General features: G+C 48.7%; 17 protein-coding genes. 7 read left to right on the top strand and 10 right to left on the bottom strand.

Annotation, left to right across the window (positions count from 1 at the left end; all coding sequences use genetic code 11):
- Positions 1-165: 165 nt before the first annotated feature.
- Both NNL21_RS26485 and NNL21_RS26480 read left to right on the top strand, forming a co-directional pair.
- Positions 166-858 (top strand): GntR family transcriptional regulator, encoded by a 693-nt coding sequence (locus tag NNL21_RS26485; RefSeq protein WP_204821386.1) that lies wholly within the window; start codon positions 166-168, stop codon positions 856-858.
- A gap of 246 nt (positions 859-1,104) precedes the next feature.
- Entirely contained in the window at positions 1,105-1,734 is a 630-nt protein-coding gene (locus NNL21_RS26480) for a YfbR-like 5'-deoxynucleotidase (RefSeq protein WP_204821387.1), read from the top strand.
- Positions 1,735-1,970: 236 nt separating this feature from the next.
- On the opposite strand, the gene NNL21_RS26475 is transcribed toward NNL21_RS26480, so the two are convergent.
- The 6 genes from NNL21_RS26475 to NNL21_RS26450 form a co-directional block, all read right to left on the bottom strand.
- Positions 1,971-3,125 carry a homogentisate 1,2-dioxygenase gene (locus NNL21_RS26475; RefSeq protein WP_204821388.1) on the bottom strand — a complete coding sequence of 385 codons (1,155 nt, stop codon included), beginning with the start codon at positions 3,123-3,125 and terminating at the stop codon, positions 1,971-1,973.
- 16 nt (positions 3,126-3,141) lie between these two features.
- Positions 3,142-4,410, bottom strand: coding sequence for a fumarylacetoacetase (gene fahA / locus NNL21_RS26470; RefSeq protein ID WP_204821389.1), 1,269 nt, complete (start codon positions 4,408-4,410; stop codon positions 3,142-3,144).
- A gap of 4 nt (positions 4,411-4,414) precedes the next feature.
- Positions 4,415-5,368, bottom strand: coding sequence for a hypothetical protein (locus NNL21_RS26465; protein ID WP_204821390.1), 954 nt, complete (start codon positions 5,366-5,368; stop codon positions 4,415-4,417).
- A 16-nt stretch (positions 5,369-5,384) separates the two neighbouring features.
- Positions 5,385-6,491, bottom strand: a complete 1,107-nt coding sequence (gene hppD, locus NNL21_RS26460) for a 4-hydroxyphenylpyruvate dioxygenase (RefSeq protein WP_204821391.1) — start codon at positions 6,489-6,491, stop codon at positions 5,385-5,387.
- A 290-nt stretch (positions 6,492-6,781) separates the two neighbouring features.
- Complete coding sequence (locus NNL21_RS26455) at positions 6,782-7,654, bottom strand: carbohydrate ABC transporter permease (RefSeq protein ID WP_204821392.1); 873 nt, start codon at positions 7,652-7,654, stop codon at positions 6,782-6,784.
- 42 nt (positions 7,655-7,696) lie between these two features.
- Complete coding sequence (locus NNL21_RS26450; RefSeq protein WP_373567601.1) at positions 7,697-8,638, bottom strand: ABC transporter permease; 942 nt, start codon at positions 8,636-8,638, stop codon at positions 7,697-7,699.
- 152 nt (positions 8,639-8,790) lie between these two features.
- Here NNL21_RS26450 and NNL21_RS26445 point away from each other — a divergent pair, with 152 nt between their 5' ends.
- The 3 genes from NNL21_RS26445 to NNL21_RS26435 all read left to right on the top strand — a co-directional run bounded on the left by NNL21_RS26445 (position 8,791) and on the right by NNL21_RS26435 (position 14,017).
- Positions 8,791-10,626: a sensor histidine kinase gene (locus tag NNL21_RS26445; protein ID WP_204821394.1), complete on the top strand. Its 1,836-nt coding sequence runs from the start codon at positions 8,791-8,793 to the stop codon at positions 10,624-10,626.
- Entirely contained in the window at positions 10,607-12,211 is a 1,605-nt protein-coding gene (locus NNL21_RS26440; protein WP_204821395.1) for a response regulator transcription factor, read from the top strand. The genes NNL21_RS26445 and NNL21_RS26440 overlap by 20 nt, the downstream gene beginning before the upstream one ends.
- Before the next feature lie 108 nt (positions 12,212-12,319).
- Positions 12,320-14,017: a type 2 periplasmic-binding domain-containing protein gene (locus tag NNL21_RS26435; RefSeq protein WP_204821396.1), complete on the top strand. Its 1,698-nt coding sequence runs from the start codon at positions 12,320-12,322 to the stop codon at positions 14,015-14,017.
- A 124-nt stretch (positions 14,018-14,141) separates the two neighbouring features.
- Here NNL21_RS26435 and NNL21_RS26430 read toward each other — a convergent pair whose 3' ends face one another.
- Positions 14,142-15,395 carry a mechanosensitive ion channel family protein gene (locus tag NNL21_RS26430; protein WP_204821397.1) on the bottom strand — a complete coding sequence of 418 codons (1,254 nt, stop codon included), beginning with the start codon at positions 15,393-15,395 and terminating at the stop codon, positions 14,142-14,144.
- A 228-nt stretch (positions 15,396-15,623) separates the two neighbouring features.
- On the bottom strand, positions 15,624-16,313 hold the full coding sequence (locus NNL21_RS26425; RefSeq protein WP_204821398.1) for a Crp/Fnr family transcriptional regulator: 690 nt from the start codon (positions 16,311-16,313) through the stop codon (positions 15,624-15,626).
- 334 nt (positions 16,314-16,647) lie between these two features.
- Between NNL21_RS26425 and NNL21_RS26420 the strand changes: the two genes are divergently transcribed.
- Together NNL21_RS26420 and NNL21_RS26415 are read left to right on the top strand one after the other, a co-directional pair.
- Entirely contained in the window at positions 16,648-17,268 is a 621-nt protein-coding gene (locus NNL21_RS26420) for a TetR/AcrR family transcriptional regulator (RefSeq protein WP_204821399.1), read from the top strand.
- A gap of 46 nt (positions 17,269-17,314) precedes the next feature.
- Positions 17,315-19,639: an MMPL family transporter gene (locus tag NNL21_RS26415; RefSeq protein ID WP_204821400.1), complete on the top strand. Its 2,325-nt coding sequence runs from the start codon at positions 17,315-17,317 to the stop codon at positions 19,637-19,639.
- Between the two features lie 357 nt (positions 19,640-19,996).
- On the opposite strand, the gene NNL21_RS26410 is transcribed toward NNL21_RS26415, so the two are convergent.
- Positions 19,997-20,386: a retropepsin-like aspartic protease gene (locus NNL21_RS26410; RefSeq protein WP_204821401.1), complete on the bottom strand. Its 390-nt coding sequence runs from the start codon at positions 20,384-20,386 to the stop codon at positions 19,997-19,999.
- Positions 20,383-20,640, bottom strand: coding sequence for a hypothetical protein (locus tag NNL21_RS26405; RefSeq protein ID WP_204821402.1), 258 nt, complete (start codon positions 20,638-20,640; stop codon positions 20,383-20,385). The genes NNL21_RS26410 and NNL21_RS26405 overlap by 4 nt, the downstream gene beginning before the upstream one ends.
- Positions 20,641-20,719 lie beyond the last annotated feature (79 nt).

Here is a 20,719-nt window from a genome sequence, read left to right as displayed (position 1 = left end):
CGTAAGAAATCAATAGCAATTGAAAACGTTTTATACTTGAAATTTATAGAAAATATATGATGTAGTCATTATTTATGTACAATTTGAACAAAATCATATATGATAAAGTATTAATAGTTCCCCCTTTTTGGGATTATCGAGGTAAATTCCTTATGGAGGTTATATATGAAGTCGATTGATCAACATAAAGGCAATACGAAATCAGATATGGTTTATGATTTCATCAAAGAGCAAATCATAACGGGTATATATAAGCCGGATGGGCGAATCATTATCCGCGATGTTGCGCAGCAGCTCGGGGTTAGCGACATTCCTGTCCGGGAAGCGATCAAGCGGCTGGCAGCCGATGGACTGCTCGAAACGAAATCGCACAGCGGAGCGCGTGTCGCCCCCATCAACACCGAAACACTGGAAGAAATCTTCCTCATTCGAATCGAGCTGGAAACCCTCTCTACGCGATTAGCCTCAAAAGCCGCTTCTACGGAAGAAATCGATGCGCTGGAACGGCTAGTGGATGAGATGGATGACAGCATTAACAAACAAGACCTGAACGCGTATTCCCTCAGCAACCGGGCGTTTCATCAACAGCTCTATCGTGCCTCGCATGCCCAGGTCTTAATCGATATGGTCGAGAACCTGTTCCTGCGCAGTGAAAACTCCAAGATGGTGTTCCACTACGACCCGGATCGTCTGCGCCATTCCAATGAGGAGCATCGTTCCATCGTGAATGCGATTCGCGAGCGAGACGAGGAGAAAGCCGCGCGAATCATCCGTTCCCAGAAGGAAACCGGATTCAATGTCGTACTGAACGCTCTGCGAATTTCCAGGATGCTGCAAGGCGGCGAATCGAAAAGTTAACAGTTAACCACAACCAAGCACCCTTTTAGAGTAAACATCGGACCGCTCTGCGGTGAGCCCGACGTTTGGCTAAAGGGTGCTTTCTCTATTTCATGAGGAAGAGGCTGCAGCTGCTTCTTCATCCGCGTAGTCTGTTATCACAAGATAACGAAGCACCTTGTTTAAGTTAATCATCCATTAACAAATCGGATATATACTATACCTAAACAGCACTCATTACATTCACCAAAGAAAGGAGACCTATATATGGGTATTCATACGTATTTTCAATCGCTTAACGATCTAGAGCGTATCATTCGTTGTCCGGGTAAATTCAAATTCGAGGAGCACAGCGTATCCGCTCATTCATGGAAGGTTGTTCAATATGCCAAAACATTGGCGGATATTGAGGAGAGCAACGGTGTCGCCGTGGATTGGAAGAAGCTGTACGAAATCACAAGCAGCCATGATTACGGGGAAATTTTTATCGGCGATATCAAAACACCCGTGAAGCACTATTCACTCGAGCTTCGCTCCATGCTGCAGCAAGTAGAAGAAGGAATGATCGCTCATTTCATCGACGAGCATATTCCGGAGGAATTTAAGCCCATCTTCCGCAGACAGCTGCGCGAAGGCAAAGACGATTCAGTGGAAGGGCTAATATTAGAGGTTGCGGACAAAATGGATCAGATCTATGAAGCCTTCACAGAGCTGCAGCGCGGGAATATGGAGAAAGAATTTATCGTCATGTATCGCAGTGCTCTTATAAAGATTAAAGGCGTTAAACTTCATTGCGTTGACTATTTCCTGCAACATATTTTACCCGATATGGTCAGCGAAGGATCAACCTCTCCGATTGATATTGTAAAGATTACGAACGAAGCATTAGCCTCCTAAATATTTCGCTTCATTAACCCCGTTCTAGTTCTCTGACTTACATCCACTTTGGTCGGTCATCCCCCGTATTTCAAACCAACCTTGCTTGTTCTCCGATCGCTGATTTCTTTTCATCCGTCCTTCGAATAGCATGTTCGATGCCCCTTTTACGCCCGCTTCTCATCATAATGATTAATCAACTAATAATAAAAAGAAGCCTCAACGATCAAGGCTTCTTTTATAATGCATTGCATTCATTATGGAGTCCAGCTGTACGGATAACGCAGATCCTCAAGCTGCTCTGCCCCTTTTACCACGCGCAATGGACGGAACGTGTCAATCATAACCGCCAATTCATGCGTCTCCTTTTGACCTATTCCGGATTCGATCTTACCCGGATGCGGACCGTGAGGAATCCCATTGGGATGCAGCGTAATAGAGCCTTCCGTGACGCCTTTGCGGCTCATGAAATTGCCTTTCACATAGTAGAGCACCTCATCACTGTCCACATTGCTGTGAAAATAAGGAGTCGGTATCGCGTCAGGATGATAATCGTATAATCTCGGAACGAATGAGCAGACAACAAAGTTATGCCCTTCGAATGTTTGGTGGGTGGGCGGAGGCATGTGAATGCGTCCCGTAATCGGTTCGAAATCTGCAATATTGAAAATATACGGATATAGATAGCCGTCCCAGCCTACGACATTCAACGGGTGATGTTGATAGAAGTGAGCGTGCAAATAACCTCTGCTTTTCGTTCGAATCTCGTATTCACCGGTGTCCGTATAGGTTTCCAGCTTTTCAGGGAGCCGGATATCCCTTTCGCAAAATGGACTGTGCTCGAGCAGTTGTCCATGTTCGTTTCGGTAACGTTTCGGCGTGGTGATCCAGCTGCTCGTTTCCAGGTTCAACAACTTGGAATCCCCCGGATCCGGAACGATCCGGTAAATCGTGCCCGTCGGAATCACGATGTAATCCCCTGGCCGATAGCTGAGCGTGCCGAAGATCGACTCTACCTTTCCGGTTCCCAGATGAACAAACAATAATTCGTCGCCGTCTGCGTTACGGTAGTAATAGGTCATGGCTTCCGTCGGATTCGATATGGAAATCATGACGTCTTCATTCCCAAGAATATAGCGTCTTCCGCCGACGGCATCGCCTTTGTCTTGATATTGTCCGGATAAGAAGTGCCGGTGTCGCAATGCTCCTTGTTCTTCAAACCCAACGTGGCACGACGCATAGATCTCGGCCTTCACGATTTCCGTTGGAGCGGTATGATGATAAAGAATGGATTGAATGCCGGAAAAGCCTTTTGTCCCCATGACCTGTTCCCGGTACAGCGTGCCGTCGCTTTTCCTGAATTGCGTATGTCTTTTCCTCGGTATCTCGCCCATACGATGATAAAAAGGCATCCTGCCCGTCTCCTCTTCAGGTTAATCCGAGTGCCGGCAATACCCGCCCGGTCACCTCGCCGAAGCCTACTTTGTAGCCGTCGCCTTGGCACCAGCCGGTCATGGTTAAACGATCTCCGTCCGCCAGCCATATCCGCTCCTCGCCATTGCTCATTCGTAACGGCTCCGTACCACGCCACGTCAATTCCAGCATGCATCCCCGCGATTCCTTGACCAGACCGCTAATCGTTCCGGAAGCGAGCAAATCCCCAGGCTGCAGATTGCAGCCTCCCACCGTATGATGCGCGATTTGCTGCGCTATCGTCCAATACAAATAACTGTAGTTGGTTGCCGCAATCCGTTCCTGCCGCTCCAAGGCTTCGCTTTGCAAATAAACTTCCAATTGAATATCGAAGGAGCCCGATTTCTTCTGACGCAAATAAGGCAGCGGATCCGGCTCCTGCTTCGGAGCCGGAACGCGGAACGGCGCAAGCGCTTCAAGAGGCACGACCCATGGAGATATGGAGGTAGCGAAATTTTTTCCCAGAAAGGGGCCGAGCGGCTGGTACTCCCAGGCCTGGATATCCCGCGTGCTCCAATCGTTGACGAGCACAAGTCCAAAAATATGGTCTTCGGCTTCTTCAATCGGGATGGGCAGACCTTGTTCATTGCCGGTTCCAATCAGCCAACCCATCTCCAATTCGAAATCCAACTGACGGCTTGGTCCGAAGACCGGCACGGCTGAATCAGGGGGCTTCATCTGTCCATGCGGACGACGCACTTCCGTACCGCTGATCACAACGGAGCTTGCTCTGCCGTGATAACCGACAGGAAGATGGAGCCAATTCGGCATAAGCGCATTTTCCTTGCCGCGAAACATGATGCCTACATGGGTTGCATGAGCTTTGGATGCGTAGAAATCCGTATAATCGCCAATCTCGGCCGGCAGCAGCATCTCGACTTCGCTTTGAAGATGCAGCGCGGCCGTCCGCAGTTTCTCATTATCCCGCAATGTCGGTTCTTCCGCATCCAGCAGCCGCCCGATGGTTGCACGAAGCTCGCTCCAGACCGGACGGCCCATAGCCATGAACGCATTCAACGAGGGCCTTGCAAAGACGGCTTTGCCGCTTACAGCCGTCTTATCGAAGCAGTCCGCTCTATCTAACGCTGCCAGATCCAGCACATAATTCCCGATCGCAACGCCAATACGCGGAAGACCGCCTTGACGCGGACGGAATACGCCATACGGCAAGTTCTGTATAGGAAAATGCGAATCCGGCTCCACTTCAATAAAAGAACGTACCATATGATTAACTCCTCTGATCCAGTTTATGAAGCTCCCGTATCTCATCACGCGGTTCGTCGAAGCTGCAGCTCCCGTAGGCGCTTAATGCGCAAGCACGATAAGCCTGAACTTCTGCAGATGTCACGGTGAGGTTCCTCCAGCGTATGCCATCACCTGTAAAGTTGAAATTGTCCGGATTCTCATCTTCAATAATTTCCGCAATGCTCTTATTATCAAGCTTATGAGCGTAAGCCAGCATTCCTGCAAAAAAGACGTTGAGAAACCCATGCATCTTCGCGTTCACTTCATGACGGTACATGCGGACGGGATGATGCAGCCCTGCTGTAAATTTCATCGGGATATTTCTGTCTCTGCACGCTTTCAGGACAAGCGCGATCTGGCCTGGAGCCGGGAAAGCATCGGCTGTAACGCCGCCGGCTCTTAGCTTCATGCCAATCTTCGCCTCGCTGACAGAGTTGTGCGCCGCGATCTTATCAAGGGCCTCGAGCATATTTGGTTCCCAGTGCGGATCAAGCGCATACGTCAGTTCGCAGAATGTCCGCAATCCGGCTCCGGATGCTCCCATTCCGACCGCATCTAGAAGAGGGGCCTCAATCGGAATCGGCGGCAGCGGCAATTCGAGCGTATCGATTTCGACCGCTTCTTGAAATTGATTCCTGAATGTCTGGATCCGGTCCAAACTCCCTGTCAGCAGCCCCAAACATTCCTTATCGCCGCAGCTTCGATTCCCAACGACCGACAGCATCAAAGGATGATCTTCCGAAAACATAGACTTGTAGGATGCTAACTCACCGAGGCGCGAGACAGGAACAATGAATCGGCCTAACATCCAACTGTCTTGATCACGGCCGTATCGATTGTAATTTTGGATTGCCGCTCCAAGGGGCAGCTCGGCCGGAGGGAACAGCCCTGCGTAATCGATGAGCCTCTCCATGAAAAACCGTACGCTGGGATACATCTTAGCGCCTCCCCGATTAAAGATTCCCTCTGCGAGCTTGTTCTCTTTCGATCGATTCAAACAAGGCTTTGAAGTTGCCTTCGCCGAATCCTCTGGATCCTTTGCGTTGAATGATCTCAAAGAAGAGGGTAGGACGGTCGACGATAGGCTTGGTGAAAATTTGCAGCAAATAGCCATCTTCATCGCGGTCCACCAGAATTTTATTTGCGCGGAGCTTCTGGATATCTTCATCAATGGCGCCTACCCGCTCGGAAAGAACGTCATAGTAGGCATCAGGGGTATTCAGGAATTGCACGCCATTGTCATGAAGTTTTTTTACCGTAGCCACAATATCGTTCGTCAGAATCGCAACATGCTGAACGCCCGCGCCATTATAGTAATCCAGGTACTCTTCAATCTGCGATTTGCGTTTGCCGGTTGCAGGCTCGTTGAGAGGAAACTTGATTCTGCCGCCGTTATGCATCACTTTCGACATGAGCGCCGAGTACTCCGTGCTGATGTCCTTATCGTCAAAATGCATCATTTGCGTAAAGCCCATGACGTTCTCATAATAGGCGACCCACTCTTCCATCTCCTTCACGTTCCCGACAACATGATCGATCCCGATCAGGCCCGTTTCCTCATCAGGCACCGCATGATTGACCGGCTGGTAGCCAGGCATAAACACGCCGTTATAATCTTTTCGTTCAACAAGCGTATGCACCGTATCGCCGTAAGTTCCGATAATCGCTTTCTTCAGCGTGCCGTTCTCATCGGTTAAACCCTGAGGCTCTTGGATTGGGATAGCCCCTCTCGCAACCGCCTCCATGTAGGCCTTTTCAACATCCTCCACACGAAGCGCAATGTCTTTCACCCCATCGCCATGCTTCTTCACAAATTCGCTGATCGGATGATCTTCTCGAAGAGAACCGGTAACGACGAACCGGGTCTTCCTCTGTTCCATCACATAGGAAACTTTATCACGCTGTCCGGTTTCCAGCCCTGCATAAGCGACAACTTGAAATCCGAAAGCCCTGCTAAGGAAATAACTCGTCTGCTTTGCATTTCCAACATAATATTCAATATAATCATAATCTTGGATCGGAAAGAAATCGCGCTCCGGCTCATGAAGTTCTTTTTTCATGCTGCAGCCCCCTTGGAATGGAATTCCTCGTATATTCTATTCAGAAAATCCGGCAAAAGCGTCCGGCATCACAATGCACGAACCGACACATTTTCGCTGCAAAGCAAAAACCCGCTCAATGAGCGGGTTTACATTCAATTAGCTGCCAATTCGACTTCATCCTCTCCCGACCTGAAAAGCGGCTTACATAGATCTTGATAACAACCGTCGTCCACAAAGAAAATTAAACAAGCCGGCTCCGGTTCAGTACCGGCACCAGCTTGTTTAATACGGTCGGTGTCTACAAGCCCCTACTCCTTTACAGCGCCGATGACAATGCCTTTGACAAAGAAACGCTGCAGAAACGGATATACGATCAGGATCGGGAGAGCGCCGATGAAAATCTGAGAGGCCCGGAGCGTTCGCTGCGACATATTGGCGATAACGGCAGGATCGAAGCCCGTTGTGCTTCCTTGGACGATAAGCGTCTGCATGAAGCTGGCAAGCGGGAGATTCTCCACTCCCTTCATATAGATAAGACCGTCGAAATAGGAATTCCAGTGTCCCACCATCGTGAACAAGGCGATCGTTGCAAGGGCCGGCAGCGAGATGGGCAGATAGATGGAGATAAAACTTCGGAAATGTCCGGCACCGTCTATAAAGGTGGCTTCCTCCAGCTCCTTGGGGACGGTGCGAAAGAAATTCAAGAGCAGAATCAAATTATAGACCGAGACAAGGCCCGGGAGAATCAAGGCAAGCAGATTATTGAGCAAACCGAGCTTTAGTATAAGAATATAGCTTGGAATGAGGCCTGCATTGAACAGCATCGTAATGACAAAATACCACAGGTAGATGTTCCTTCCGCGAAACACACGGTTATCCTTGGAAAGCGCATAGGCCGCCGCGGAGTTTACCGCCAGAGCAAGCGCCGTTCCAAGAATGGTTCGCTTGACGGATACCCAGAGCGATGTAATAAAGTTGGCATTATCGAAGGTTTTGACGTATGCATCGAGTGTAAAGCCGATGGGCCAAAATGTAACGAGCCCTGCGTTGGCAGCAGATGTATCGCTGAAGGAAACCATCAGCAAGTGGTACAGCGGCAGCAAGCACCCGATAGAGATGATGGCCAGCAAGAAATAGTTGAACACACTAAATATGCGATAAGGCATTGTTTTATGATACACGAGCAGTCACCCTTTCCAGTCAGCTGATCCGATCTATTCGTGCTAGAAAATACGATATCCAGCAAATTTGTAGGCGAGGCGGTAGGATACGACGATTAGGATTAAGCTGATCATGGATTTGAACAAGCTGACAGCCGTTGCGAAGCTGAATTGCCCGCTTAGCAGGCCTTCCCGATAGACGAAGGTATCGATAATATCCCCTTGTTGATAGATCATCGGGCTATAGAGATTGAATACTTGGTCGAAGTTCGCATTCAGCACATTGCCAAGTGCCAGCGTCGCAACGACGATCAGAATCGGAATGAGCGAAGGAATGGTGATATGCATCGTTTGCTTCAAGCGGCTTGCGCCGTCGACTTCAGCCGCCTCATACAGGGCCGGATTGATTCCGGCAAGCGCGGCAAGGAAGATAATCGTGTTAAAGCCGAATTCCTTCCAAACATCGCTGAAAATAATCGTCAGCCGGAACCAGGTGCCGTCGCCTAAGAAGAAGATCGGTTTTATACCAAACACGTTCGTCAAGAACAAATTGATAATGCCGGTTTGCGCGAGCAAGTCGATCAATATTCCCCCAAGGGTGACCCACGATAGAAAGTGCGGCAGGTAGACGAGCGTCTGGATCGACCGCTTAAACCCCATATTGCGGACTTCGTTTAATAACAAAGCGAAGCCAAACGGAATGATTAAATTGAGAACGATCTTGGAACAAGCGAACAGCACCGTATTCCAGGTGATTTTCATAAAGTAGTCATTTTCAAACATGTATCGAAAATGCTTCAACCCGACGAACGGAGAGCCGGTAATTCCCAGTGCAGCCTTATAATCCTGAAAGGCCATCACAATACCGGACATCGGTATATAGGAAAAAACGAAAACGAACAATGCAGCCGGCAGCACCATAAGATGCAGCACCCACGGCACTCTGTTTCCTTTTTGCTTATTGGCTATTCGTGCAGCCTTGATGTTGGGATCTGAAGTCATCATCTGGTCCATCGTATTCTCCCCTTCTATAAAATCCCATTTGTATATGAGGCGAAGCCCTGCTATATATATTATCAGCGCGCATGATCCAGAAACTATAAGACATTATTAGGATCGATAGGGTTTTGTCATGGTACTTATCGGAGGGATGACGTATGAAGTCAGGCAGAGGCATCAACATTTTCAGGAGAAGCATAGGTTCCAGGATGAGCTTGTTTGCGAAAACGAACGGGCTGATCATCATTCTCTTCATTCCGGTCATTATCTTCTTCACCTACTCCAACGGAGTCTCTTCGAATGTCATTAATAAAGAGCTCAAGGCTTCGAATATTAAACAGCTTTCCTTTCTCTCCAGCCAGATCGATTCGCGGGTTAATCAGACGATGGATTTTGTGGTGACATTCTCGCGTGACCCGAACGTTCGCAAATTCAACGGATTAAACATCTGGGATGACCGTTATGACCGGATGCAGACGAGATACATCATTCAGGAGAAGATGAGGCTGCAATCCGGTGTTATGAATATATGGCCGGTCGAGTTCACCGTCTACTCACAACAGAACAAAGAGGCCATTTCCAATGCGGACATCATGGTGAACTATGACGAGGACTATTTGAAAAAGAATGTAACGGGCAAGTGGACATACGGTGACGGGCAAGAGGACGCACAGCAGCTTCCGAAAGCATTTCATTGGTTTTATAGCGATTCCTTCGGACAGCAGGATACGCTTAGAGGCAGCAATTTAGTTGTAAAATCAAGCTTTCGGCAAGAGAACATACAGAACATGCTGGACACCTATAAGGCCGGGGGACAAGGCGATCCGATATTCTATCAGGAGGGTGAAGCGCCGATCCTGAACCGCAGCGCCGATACGGAGCTTACAAATAAGCTCGTGCAATTTCTCGATGCAAGAAGCTGGGAGAATACGATGCAGGAAGATGTTGAAATCGATAACCAGCGTTATCTGATCAGTGCAGTGAAATCGCTTTCATTGGGATGGTATCTGGTAGACATTGTACCGCTCGATCAAATATTGGGGCCCATCTCCTCTAGCCGTAATTTGTTTTATGTAGCGATGGCATTGCTCCTCGTGGTTGGCATCTCCTCGTCCGTGCTGCTGTATCGAAACGTTCAGATTCCGATCCGCAAGCTTATTCATGGTCTGCAGAGCGTGCAGCGGGGAGACTTCTCGGTACGGATCAGCTCTAACGTAAACAACGAGTTTGCCTTCTTATTCTACCGGTTCAATGATATGTCGCAGCAAATCCAAAGCCTCATCGAGAATGTACTGAACGAGAAGCTCCGGGCAAGAGAAGCGACCTTAAAGCAATTGCAGGCTCAGATTAATCCCCATTTCCTGTACAACTGTATCGGTTATATGATTAATATGGCTCAAATGAAGGATGAAGAGGCTGTTGTTTCGATGGGTCACAATTTAAGCGCTTATTATCGGTACATGACACGCCTGGAGCGGCCGACGGCGTCTTTGAACGAAGAAATTCAATTGATCATCAATTACTTGGATATTCAGAAGCTTCGCAACGGCCGGATTCATTACCATATCGACATTCCAGACGAAATGCTCCATCAGCAGGTTCCGCGGCTGCTGCTTCAGCCTATTATCGAGAACGCGGTTATTCACGGGGTTGGAAAATCCTATTCCTCCGGAGAAATCCGAATTAAAGGCGTCATGACTGAAGGGTTCTGCAAGCTCTATGTCGATGACGATGGTCCGGGAATGACCGAGGAGCAGCTGGATCTGCTTAACCGCACCATGAAGCAGCCGCTGCAGGACGATACCGGATATGGCTTCTGGAATACGAATCAGCGGCTCATCCATCAATTCGGTGATAAATCGCAGCTTATTTTTTCACAATCCGATCTCGGAGGCTTTCAGACAGCAATCATCTGGGAACTTCCGCCATCACCTATTCAGAACCAACATTCCCATCATGAAGGAGAATCCTCACATGCAAATGATCATCGTTGATGACGAAGCCCACTGGGTAGACAACTTATCCACGACCAAGCCTTGGCATACGCTGGGCATCGAACACGTTCACAAAGCGTATTCCGCACAAGCGGCGCTGGACATACTCGATACCTACCCCATTGACATCGTCATTTCCGATGTCCTTATGCCGGAGATGACGGGTATAGAGCTGATCGAAAAAATCCGCGAGCGCGACAAGAAGATCAAATGCATCATTCTATCGGGTTATTCGGATTATGAATATACGAAGGAAGCGCTCCGGAATCAGGCCGTCGACTATTTGCTTAAACCGCCAACGGACACCGAATTGCTCGGTGCAGTGAAGTCCGCCATTGACCAGTTGCAGACAGAATGGGAGCACGTCACCTCTTACGAGCGAATGGGGAGTATACTCCGGGAAAATCTCCCGCTGCTGCGCGGCCAGCTGCTGCAAAGCGCTTTGCGGGGAGAGCGGCTTCCTCATGACGAATGGAAGCGCAAGCTCGAGAACTATGACCTGCCCTTCCGCTTCGGGAGCTGTGCGCTCATGCTCGTCCGTATGGAAGATGAGTTCGAGCAATACCGTAACAATGGACAGCATCTCTTGGAGTACGCCATTATTAATATGGCCGAAGAGATTTTTGGCGATGTGGCCTACGTATGGGGCGTCAAGGACGATCATGGTTATCTGGCTATTTTGCTGCAAGTTAAGGATGGACAGAGCTCCGGGAATGAAATGAACCTGGAGAAATCTGCGATGCAGCTTCAATCCAAAGTAAAGCAGTTCTTGAAAGGCTCCCTATCCATTGTCATGTCGGAGTCCTTCCCTTTCCCGGACAGGCTATCCGACCGGTATCGCCATGCGCTCGCTCACTTCAGGCAAATCGTCGGAGATGAACGGGAATTCGTCATGCGCGCCAGCGACTTGGATAACCATGTGTCCTACGGGGTGCTGGACACCGTCCACGCCCCTCCGGGATTGAAAAATTTGCTCGAGGCCGGACGCTGGGAGTCCGCGGAAGAGAAACTGAATCAGGTGTTCGCAGAGCTCGAAGCGAAGTGGTCGGATTCCTGGGAGCATTGCCTGGAGGCGGGGTATATGATCGCATCCTCCTATACGTATTATTGCCATCGCAATGGACATACGCTTGAGGGACTGCTAGAGCAGGACTTCCAGCTTCTTCAAACCGGAGAGGCGTTCGCTTCCATCGGCAAGCTTCGGAGCTGGTCCTTTGGCGCACTGGGCAAGCTGCAGGAACGGGCATCCGAGGACGTCAAGGATATTCGCTCCGTGTACGTTAAGAAAATCCAGCGATTCGTAGAGTCGAACCTGCATCTCGACGTCTCGCTGCGGGCGCTCGCCGATCATGTAAGTCTTCATCCCACCCATCTCTCCAAGCTGTATAAATATGAGACCGGGGAAGGCGTAAGCGATTTCGTCTTCCGTCTTCGGATGGAGACCGCCTGCCACAAGCTGAAGACGACCGACAAGAAGGTCTATGAGATCAGCACCGAGATCGGCTATTTGGATCCGGCTTACTTCATCAAGGTGTTTAAGCGGCAGTTTGGATCGACACCGCAAGAATTTAGGGAAGAACATTAACAACATAACAGAGTCCTATGGAAACTGATAAATTCATATAGATGACCTCCTGGGCCAATTGATAAAGTAACACTAGAACTCATCTTACATCGCAGGGGGATAATCAAAATGAGTAGAATGATGAAAATATGGCTGCCGCTCATCGTCTTGATGCTTATTGTGTCAGCTTGCAGCAAGGCAAACGATGAAGGGAATAAGGCGGCTAGCCCGAACACGGAAAGCCCTGCAGGGGCATCGGACTCGCCAACGAAATCCGAAGCTGATCTTGCTTTCGATAAAGGCAAATACGATCCGCCGATTGAGATCAGCACCGTTATTATGCCAAGGGAATATACCAAGGGTGAAACGAAGGAAAATAACGTTCACGACCGTTGGATGCTCGAGACGCTGGGTCTTAAGCATAAGAACACGTGGTATCCGGCGGGTGCTGATCAATACAAGCAGCAGCTCCAGCTTGCACTTACGTCCGGCGAGAAGCTGCCAGACTTCGTCATGGTGCCTACCGATTCCGTATTGACAAACCAGCTTATCGATTCTGGAAATTTCCTTCCGATCGATGAGCTGTTCGAGAAATACGCGAATCAAACGTGGAAGGACCATGCCGCTCAGAATCCTGAGCTGTGGTACCCGTTTACCAAGGACGGGAAGAAATGGAACCTGCCGATCATGGAGTATACGGACAACGATGATACCGTGCTGTGGCTTCGCGAAGACTGGATGACGAAGCTTAAGCTGGAAGCTCCCAAAACGGTAGCCGATCTAGAAAACATTATGGACAAATTCAAGAACCAGAATCCTGACGGACTGGCTCCCAAGGACGTCTATCCGCTTGCTATTTCGTTGAAAAGCAATACAAACACGTGGATGGGCTCTCTTGACTGGCTGTTCGGCGCCTATGGCTCCGTGCAAGAACAGTGGAATAAAGATGCGAATGGCAATCTGGAATACGGTTCTGTGAATCCGGGAGCCAAGCAAGCGTTAACCAAGCTGCAGGAATGGATGGAGAAGGGTTACATTCATCCCGATTCTGCGCTGTGGGACGAAGGGAAATCCGCGGAACTATGGACCAAAGGAAGTGCGGGCATCCTGCCGGGCGCAAACTGGGTTCCGGACTGGCCGGCTCCAGACCTGTTGAAAAACGTGCCGGGCTCGCAATATAAAGCCTATCCTGTACCTGCGGGACCAGATGGATTAAGCGGTACGAAATGGCAAAACTCGGGCGTTAACAGCTCCTTTATGATCAATAAGGACGCGAAGCATCCCGAAGCCCTTATTCTCTATTACAATTATTTGCTTGATAACCTGGCTAATCCGGCGGCAGGCAGCAAGTACGAATACGGCTTCGCTCAAGGCTATGACTGGGACATGGTAGATGGCGCGCCTACAAGCGATAAAGATAAGATTAAAGATTTCTTTGACAAATTCCCGTACATCACAGGTCCTGCCCGAATTCCGAACCTCTATATGACTACACTGGTCAAGCTGGCGAACGGAGAAAAAGCGGTAACTCCTTACGAGAAGCAGCAGGCGCAATTCCGCAAACCTGAGAACTGGTATGCCGCGAAGGTCGTCATGTCCCAAATCGACATTCGCAAGCAAAACTACTTCACAGGCGCTGCAACGCCTACCATGATTGAGAAGTGGAACCTGCTGCGTCAATCTGAGCTGGAAACCTTCAATAAAATCATTTATGGCAAATTGCCTGTGGACACCTTCGACGAATTCGTTGCCAGCTGGAAGAAAAACGGCGGTGAACAAGTAACGAAGGAAGTCAATGAATGGTTCCAGTCCGTATCTCAGAAATAATCACTATTATATAGAATGAATGGCGGTACAGAGATTCGCTCTGTACCGCCATTGTTTTCGTTTTATGCCTGCATGCCAGAGCCGGGCGCTGACGCTCGTATCCGATATCCGTGTTTAGTTGACCTCAATATTCCGGCACATATTCAGTGCTTTCTTTTAAACGGGTAATATCATGGCCCGTTGGATTTTGGAAGGCACGAAGTCCAAATGTCGGCGCTACTGCAAAAATGTGATCAAAGATGTCCGCCTGGATCGATTCATATACCCCCCAGTTGGTATCATTGCTGAAAGCGTAGATTTCCAAGGGCAGCCCGTTATCTCCCGGCGCTAACTGCCTTACAATCAGCGTCATATCCTTATGAATTTTCGGATGATTCCTGAGATATTGATGGATATACATTCTGAATACGCCAATGTTCGTAAGTTGTCTCCCATTCACTTTGATTTCCGTATTAATTTGACGTTCCATGTTGTACGCGTTGATTTCATCTACTCTTGTCGTGATATATTCGGTAAGGTAGTGAATCTTCTGAAATTCCTCAATCATTTTCTCCGTACAAAAAGAGATGCTGTTCGTATCTATATAGACGCTTCGCTTAATCCTTCTGCCGCCGGATGCTTGCATCCCTCTCCAATTTTTAAACGAATCTGAAATGAGGGCATAGCTGGGAATCATGGTGATCGTTTTATCGAAATTCATGACCTTTACCGTATTCAATGTAATGTCGATCACGTCACCGTCGGCATTATATTTGGGCATTTCAATCCAGTCGCCTACGTGCACCATATCATTTGAAGATAATTGAACACCTGCCACCAGGCCCAGGATTGAATCCTTAAACACGAGCATCAGAACGGCCGACAATGCACCTAGTCCGCTGAGAATAATCAACGGGTTCTGACCGATGAGATTCGAGATCACCACAATGCCGCCGATGATAAATAGAACGATCTTGGCAACCTGAATGTATCCCTTGATCGGCCTGATCTTAGAGACCTCAAACGAGCGATAAATAGCCTCGAAAGCGTTGAACAACGCATTAAGCGCCGTGATGGTCACGATAATCAAATAAGTTAATGCGGCTTTTTCAATCAAGGTTTGATATGCCGGAAAGATGGACGCAGAATAGTAGATAATGATCGCTGGTACGAGATGAGACAGCTTGTGGAACACTTTTTTCTCCACAATGATATTGTCCCACGTATACCGGTTGTTATGAACGATATGAATAATCGTCTTCAGCACGATTTTTTTGGTTATGAAATTTGCCAGTATGCACACCACAGCTATCCATACAACCATAATTATATTCGAAAGATAACCAATGGTTTGTTCACTCATGCCATATCCGTCTAGTTGATCTTTAATAAATCCCATTGTTTCCTCCTAAGCCGCGTATATTAATTAGCCTACTATTATAGATTAGTTTTAGATACTAGGCAATTTTCATATTTCTTCCATCGACAGAGTCCTCAAAATCCCAGCAACCACACCGTTGCGGTTTTACTACCCGCATTGAATCGAAAACGCAAAAAGCGACCTAACATGGTCGCTTTTCTCATGATATTGGTGGAGGCGAACCTTAGCTGTGCAGGTTTACCGGCATTATGGTCTAATTGCGTCGAGTATATTTCTAAGTGTATCCGTGTTACACACGATTATTTTCTTCTGATCAATGCGTATCAACTGCTCGTTTTGTAATTCGATCAATGATTTTGTCACTGTCTCGCGCGCCGTTCCCGTCATATCTGCCAAGTGCTGATGTGTTAGTTTCAAATTGATTAAAACACCTTCAGCAGACGGCACTCCATGTTGTTCTGCCAGTCGCAGCAACATGCGAATAATGCGTGTGCGCACGTCGAGAATGGTCAAGTCCGTTATTAATTTATTGGCATCACGCAGACGATCTAAGGTTGTTTCCAAAATGCCGATCAGTATTTCAGGCTTGCTTTTTAATAAGGGAATGAAATCGCGTTTTTTCAAAATGCATAAGGTGGACTTCTCGATTGTCCTTGCAGAAGCAGAGCGTACTCGTTCATTTTGCAGCAAAGCCATCTCACCGAAGAAATCGCCTTCTCTAAAAATAGAGAAGATCACATCCCTGGAGTGGTTATCTTGATAGATTTGAATAACGCCAGATATAACCAGATAGAGTTCATCTCCTTCTTCGCCTTCAAAAAAGATGGACTCGCCTTTTATATAATTGCGCTTGCTGCATAATTTCGAAATATCAGCCAGATGTTCATCATCAAGATGCTCGAAGAACGGGAAATCTCGTAATAACTGTGGGTTCATCTTCAGAGTTTCCTCCTAAGCGTAATACGAACAATGGATATTCAAGCCGTACATCTATTTTTAAGTATAACATTAATATAAATATATGAAGAGTAATGAAAAATAATTGGCTTGGAGTCACACATTTGTTCCGCATAAAAAAAGGACCGTTCCAGCACGTTTAATATACCGACTTGTTGAATAGCGCCTTTACGACTTCTTTGCTCCCGCCACAAATCCGTAACAACCTGCCCATTGTGCATGATTGCCCAATGGGCAATAATATAAATATGCATATATAGGTAGGGAAAAACCCATTCCACTTGAAAAGAGGTGTACGCTTAGGCGACTCATAATGAACAAACAAAGCCTGCGCCATATCAAAAGGGAAGCAACCGCGAATGCGCTTGCCGATGCAGCGTTCGCTCTTGCTCTGGAACAGGGACTGGACGGCTTCGTCGTCGAAGATGTCGTTCGGCGGGCCGGTTACTCCCGAAGAACGTTCGCGAACCACTTTTCCTGCAAGGAGGAAGCGGTGGCGACTGCGGCTGTCATCTTTAAAGGAGCGGATGAAGTCAAAAGTTGGATCGAAGGCTTGAACGAGGACACTTCCCCGCTCGACTGCCTATACCAATTGATGAAAATGCAGCTTACGACAGAGCATTTTCAGAAATTGCGCAAGCTCGTCTCTCTTTCGAAGCAGCACCCTTCGCTTGAGCCTTACATCCTCAGCGCGCTTCACGGTTTGCAGCTATCCGCTCAGGAGCTGTTAAATGAACTATCCCGCGGACGTTATCCCGAGGGGTACACCCACCTGCTCACGGGCGCTGTTTACGGAGCCGTACTGCCATTGCTTGACGGCAGCCTTAACGTTCGCCTTCCCGACCAATCAGCCGCTAACCCCCAAGGCGCTGTCACTGTTACGTTCGATCACTATTTAGACACTATGTTCAGCTATTTGCGCAGCGGCTTCTAGTTCATTACCTCTCGTTATTACTCATGCAAAGGAGTAACTTTATCTTATGTCAACCTTCTTGTACAAATTGGGTAAGTCGGCCTATACCAAACCGTGGACCTTCATTATCAGTTGGATTGTACTCCTCGGGGTTGTGCTCACGCTACTTGGGGTCAACGGAATACATGTCAGTTCCGAGATGAAAATCGAGGGCACGGAATCGCAGAAGGTGCTGGATCAATTGGCGAAAGAACTGCCGGAGGCTTCTGGCGGACAGGCCAGCATCGTATTTACGGCACCTAAAGGCGAACGCCTGGACACAGCGGATCGTCTAAGCTCTATCAGCGAAGCTGTTAATAAGGTATACAATCTTGAGTACATCATTAATCCCATCGAAATGGCTGCACAAGCCGGAGCTTCGATGACCGATGCCGCGCAAGGGAACGAAGCCGCGCAGGCAGCAGCCACTGGCGAACGACCTCCATACGGCCCTCTGATGGTTAACGGTGTCCCGGTACCTGGCGTGATGCTCGCATCTGACGGCAGCGTTGCCTTGTTCCAATTCCAATTCACCGTTCAACAAATGTCGCTGCCCGAATCGGTCCCTGGTTCCGTCATTGAAGCGGTAACAGCCGTCGAGAAGACCGGAATTACGGCATTACCAAGCGACTCGCTTATGAGCAAGCCTTCCATTGGTTCGACTGAAGCAATCGGGATTGCCGTCGCTGCCGTTGTGCTTTTCATGACACTCGGTTCTGTTGTTGCCGCTGGCTTGCCGCTTCTGACCGCTCTAATGGGCGTTGGCATAAGTGTAGGAGGCGCTTACGCCTTCTCGAGTATGTTTAATATGACCGATCTCACGCCTGTTCTGGCACTTATGGTCGGGCTGGCCGTCGGCATCGACTACTCGCTATTCATCGTGAACCGTCAGCGCCGCATGATTCTTGAGCAGGGACTTAGCGCTCGGGAAGCCGCGAGCAGAGCGGTCGGCACCGCCGGGAGCGCTGTATTTTTTGCTGGCTTAACCGTCATTATTGCCTTATGCGGCATGCTGGTCATCGGGATTGGCTTCTTATCTGCGATGGCGCTTGTTGCTGCCTTAGCCGTTCTTGTCAATGTCTTAGTGGCTCTGACCCTGCTGCCGGCTCTGCTCGCTCTGGTAGGTGAACGCATCTGCTCGGCAAAAGCTCGTATGAAGAGCAGCAACTCTGTGAATAAAACCCGTCACAGGGTCGCGCAACGCTGGGTAACGGGAGTTGCAAAAGCCCGTTGGCTCATTATTGTCGGCGTCATAGTCATCCTTGGAGCGGCTGCACTCCCGGTCGCAAACATGGAAATGGGCATTCCTTCCGGCGCAACGGCGAACTTGGATACCCCAACAAGACAAAGCTACGACGCGATTTCAGATGGTTTCGGCGAGGGCTTCAACGGCCCGCTGCTTCTGGTCGCCGAGCCGCAAGGATCCTCGGACACCCTAACGCCTGAGACGCTTGGCCAACTGGTTCAGGAGCTCCAGAAGCATGACAACGTCTCGCTCGTAACGCCTATGGGCTTAAACAAAACGAACGATATGGTCATTATCAGTCTCATTCCGAAAACAGGACCAACCGACGCAGAGACAAAAGATTTGGTGCAAGAACTTCGAGCTCCCGATTCCAGCATGGCGCAGTCGTATAATGTCACGATTGGCGTTACCGGATTTACCGCGATTAACATCGATATGTCATCGAAGTTGGCTGAGGTGTTCCCGCTCTACGTCGGCATTATCGTCATTCTCTCACTCATTATTTTACTGCTCGTATTTCGCTCCATCATCGTTCCGATCAAAGCGACGGTCGGCTTTCTTCTCAGCGTGCTCGCTACGTTCGGGGTCACCACGGCCGTATACCAATGGGGATGGCTGCACTCCCTCTTCGGCTTTGACACCGGCGGTCCGCTGCTTAGCTTTATGCCGATTATGGTTACCGGCATTCTTTACGGGCTGGCGATGGATTATCAGGTGTTCCTCGTCAGTTCCATGCGCGAGTCTTACGTCCATGGGCATCACGGAACGGAGAGTGTCATTCACGGCTACGATCAGGCCAGCCGCGTCGTTGTAGCCGCAGCCGTGATTATGGTGTCAGTCTTCGCCGGCTTTATTTTCGCTCATGATATTATGATCAAACAAATCGGTTTTGCGCTCGCTGTCGGCATCCTTATCGACGCCTTTGTCATCCGTATGGCGCTCGTCCCTGCTGTCATGTCGGTCTTCGGCGATAAAGCCTGGTGGCTGCCGAAATGGCTAAACCGTATGCTTCCGAACCTAGACGTCGAAGGCGATAAGCTGCTCGCTGAACTGAAGGATCAGGAGGGCAAAACCGACATTGCGGTGAACCCTCGCCAGGCTCACTGATTCCTTTTTTTAAAAGAAAAGCTGTAAGACTCAAACGCCGGAATTCCCTGTTCGACAGGGGATTCCGGCGTTTTTTCTACGGCTTACAATCAGATGCCAACGTTTTTACTCCGAGAATATTATAATAGCCTTCGAAGAAGTTCATCGGAAGCGATGAAGAGTAGGGGACTATCTATAGGTAGAATGTGGTATGTGGGGCTTATTCTGAAGTTAAATGTCGATGAAAAGCAAAAATCCACAATCTCATGCGGTTGTGGTTTGAACATATCGGTGGAGGCGAACCGTGCTGTGCAAAACCACAATTCTCCGCTGCGTGATGATTCTATTGTTTGCGGAGGTTGCTTAGCATACTTGTGTTCAGAACTGTTCCCACGCTCTGACTAACATGGATTGAGTATCAATCACAAGTCCTGCCGCTTTCATAAAGTCAAAGCCAATGATTCCGTCAATCTCCATGCCATAGTCCATACTTCCAATTTCCACTTGGAATTGCTCTATAGACAGATCATCAAAGTGAATGGCATCCATACTTTTAGTGTACACGAATTCCACTCCGCCTACACCTCGAATAGTATCCACGACGTCATTCTCTTCTGGAACAACACCGATTTCTCGTACTAGATCAGCATTGAATAACGTACTCGCCGATCCTGTGTCTAGCAGAACCTTGTTCATTTCTAACTCTTTACCTCTGAAAATAATTGTAACACTCACAAAAGGCAATCCATGTTCCTGAACAATGTTCATCTAGGCCCCCGGACTCCCACATATCGTTCCCGCGCAACTAATTCGGGACGAGATGTATGAAAAAAGCAATATTCGCGATGAGGATGCTCCCGATGCAATTCACCGTAACGTCGCATCGCCTCTGTCGAATCCGAAAACGTATCGATGACGACAACTTCTTCAATATAACGGTGTCCTTCCTTCGAGTGTGCCTTTGTCGCTTCCAAAACGACCCACTCTTTCGGAAAGCGCTCCTGCACTTCTTCCCAACGCATCTCGCCACCTCCGAACAATTTTGTTTCTTTTATTGTATCATAACAATAACCCGACCGGAATCGGGTTCGGTTCGGCTTA

It is taken from the genome of Paenibacillus mendelii (assembly GCF_024498075.1).
GTDB classification, from domain to species: Bacteria; Bacillota; Bacilli; order Paenibacillales; family Paenibacillaceae; genus Paenibacillus_Z; species Paenibacillus_Z mendelii.
The sequence above is the reverse complement of the archived record's forward strand: the minus strand, read 5'-3'. Positions and strand labels throughout refer to the sequence as shown.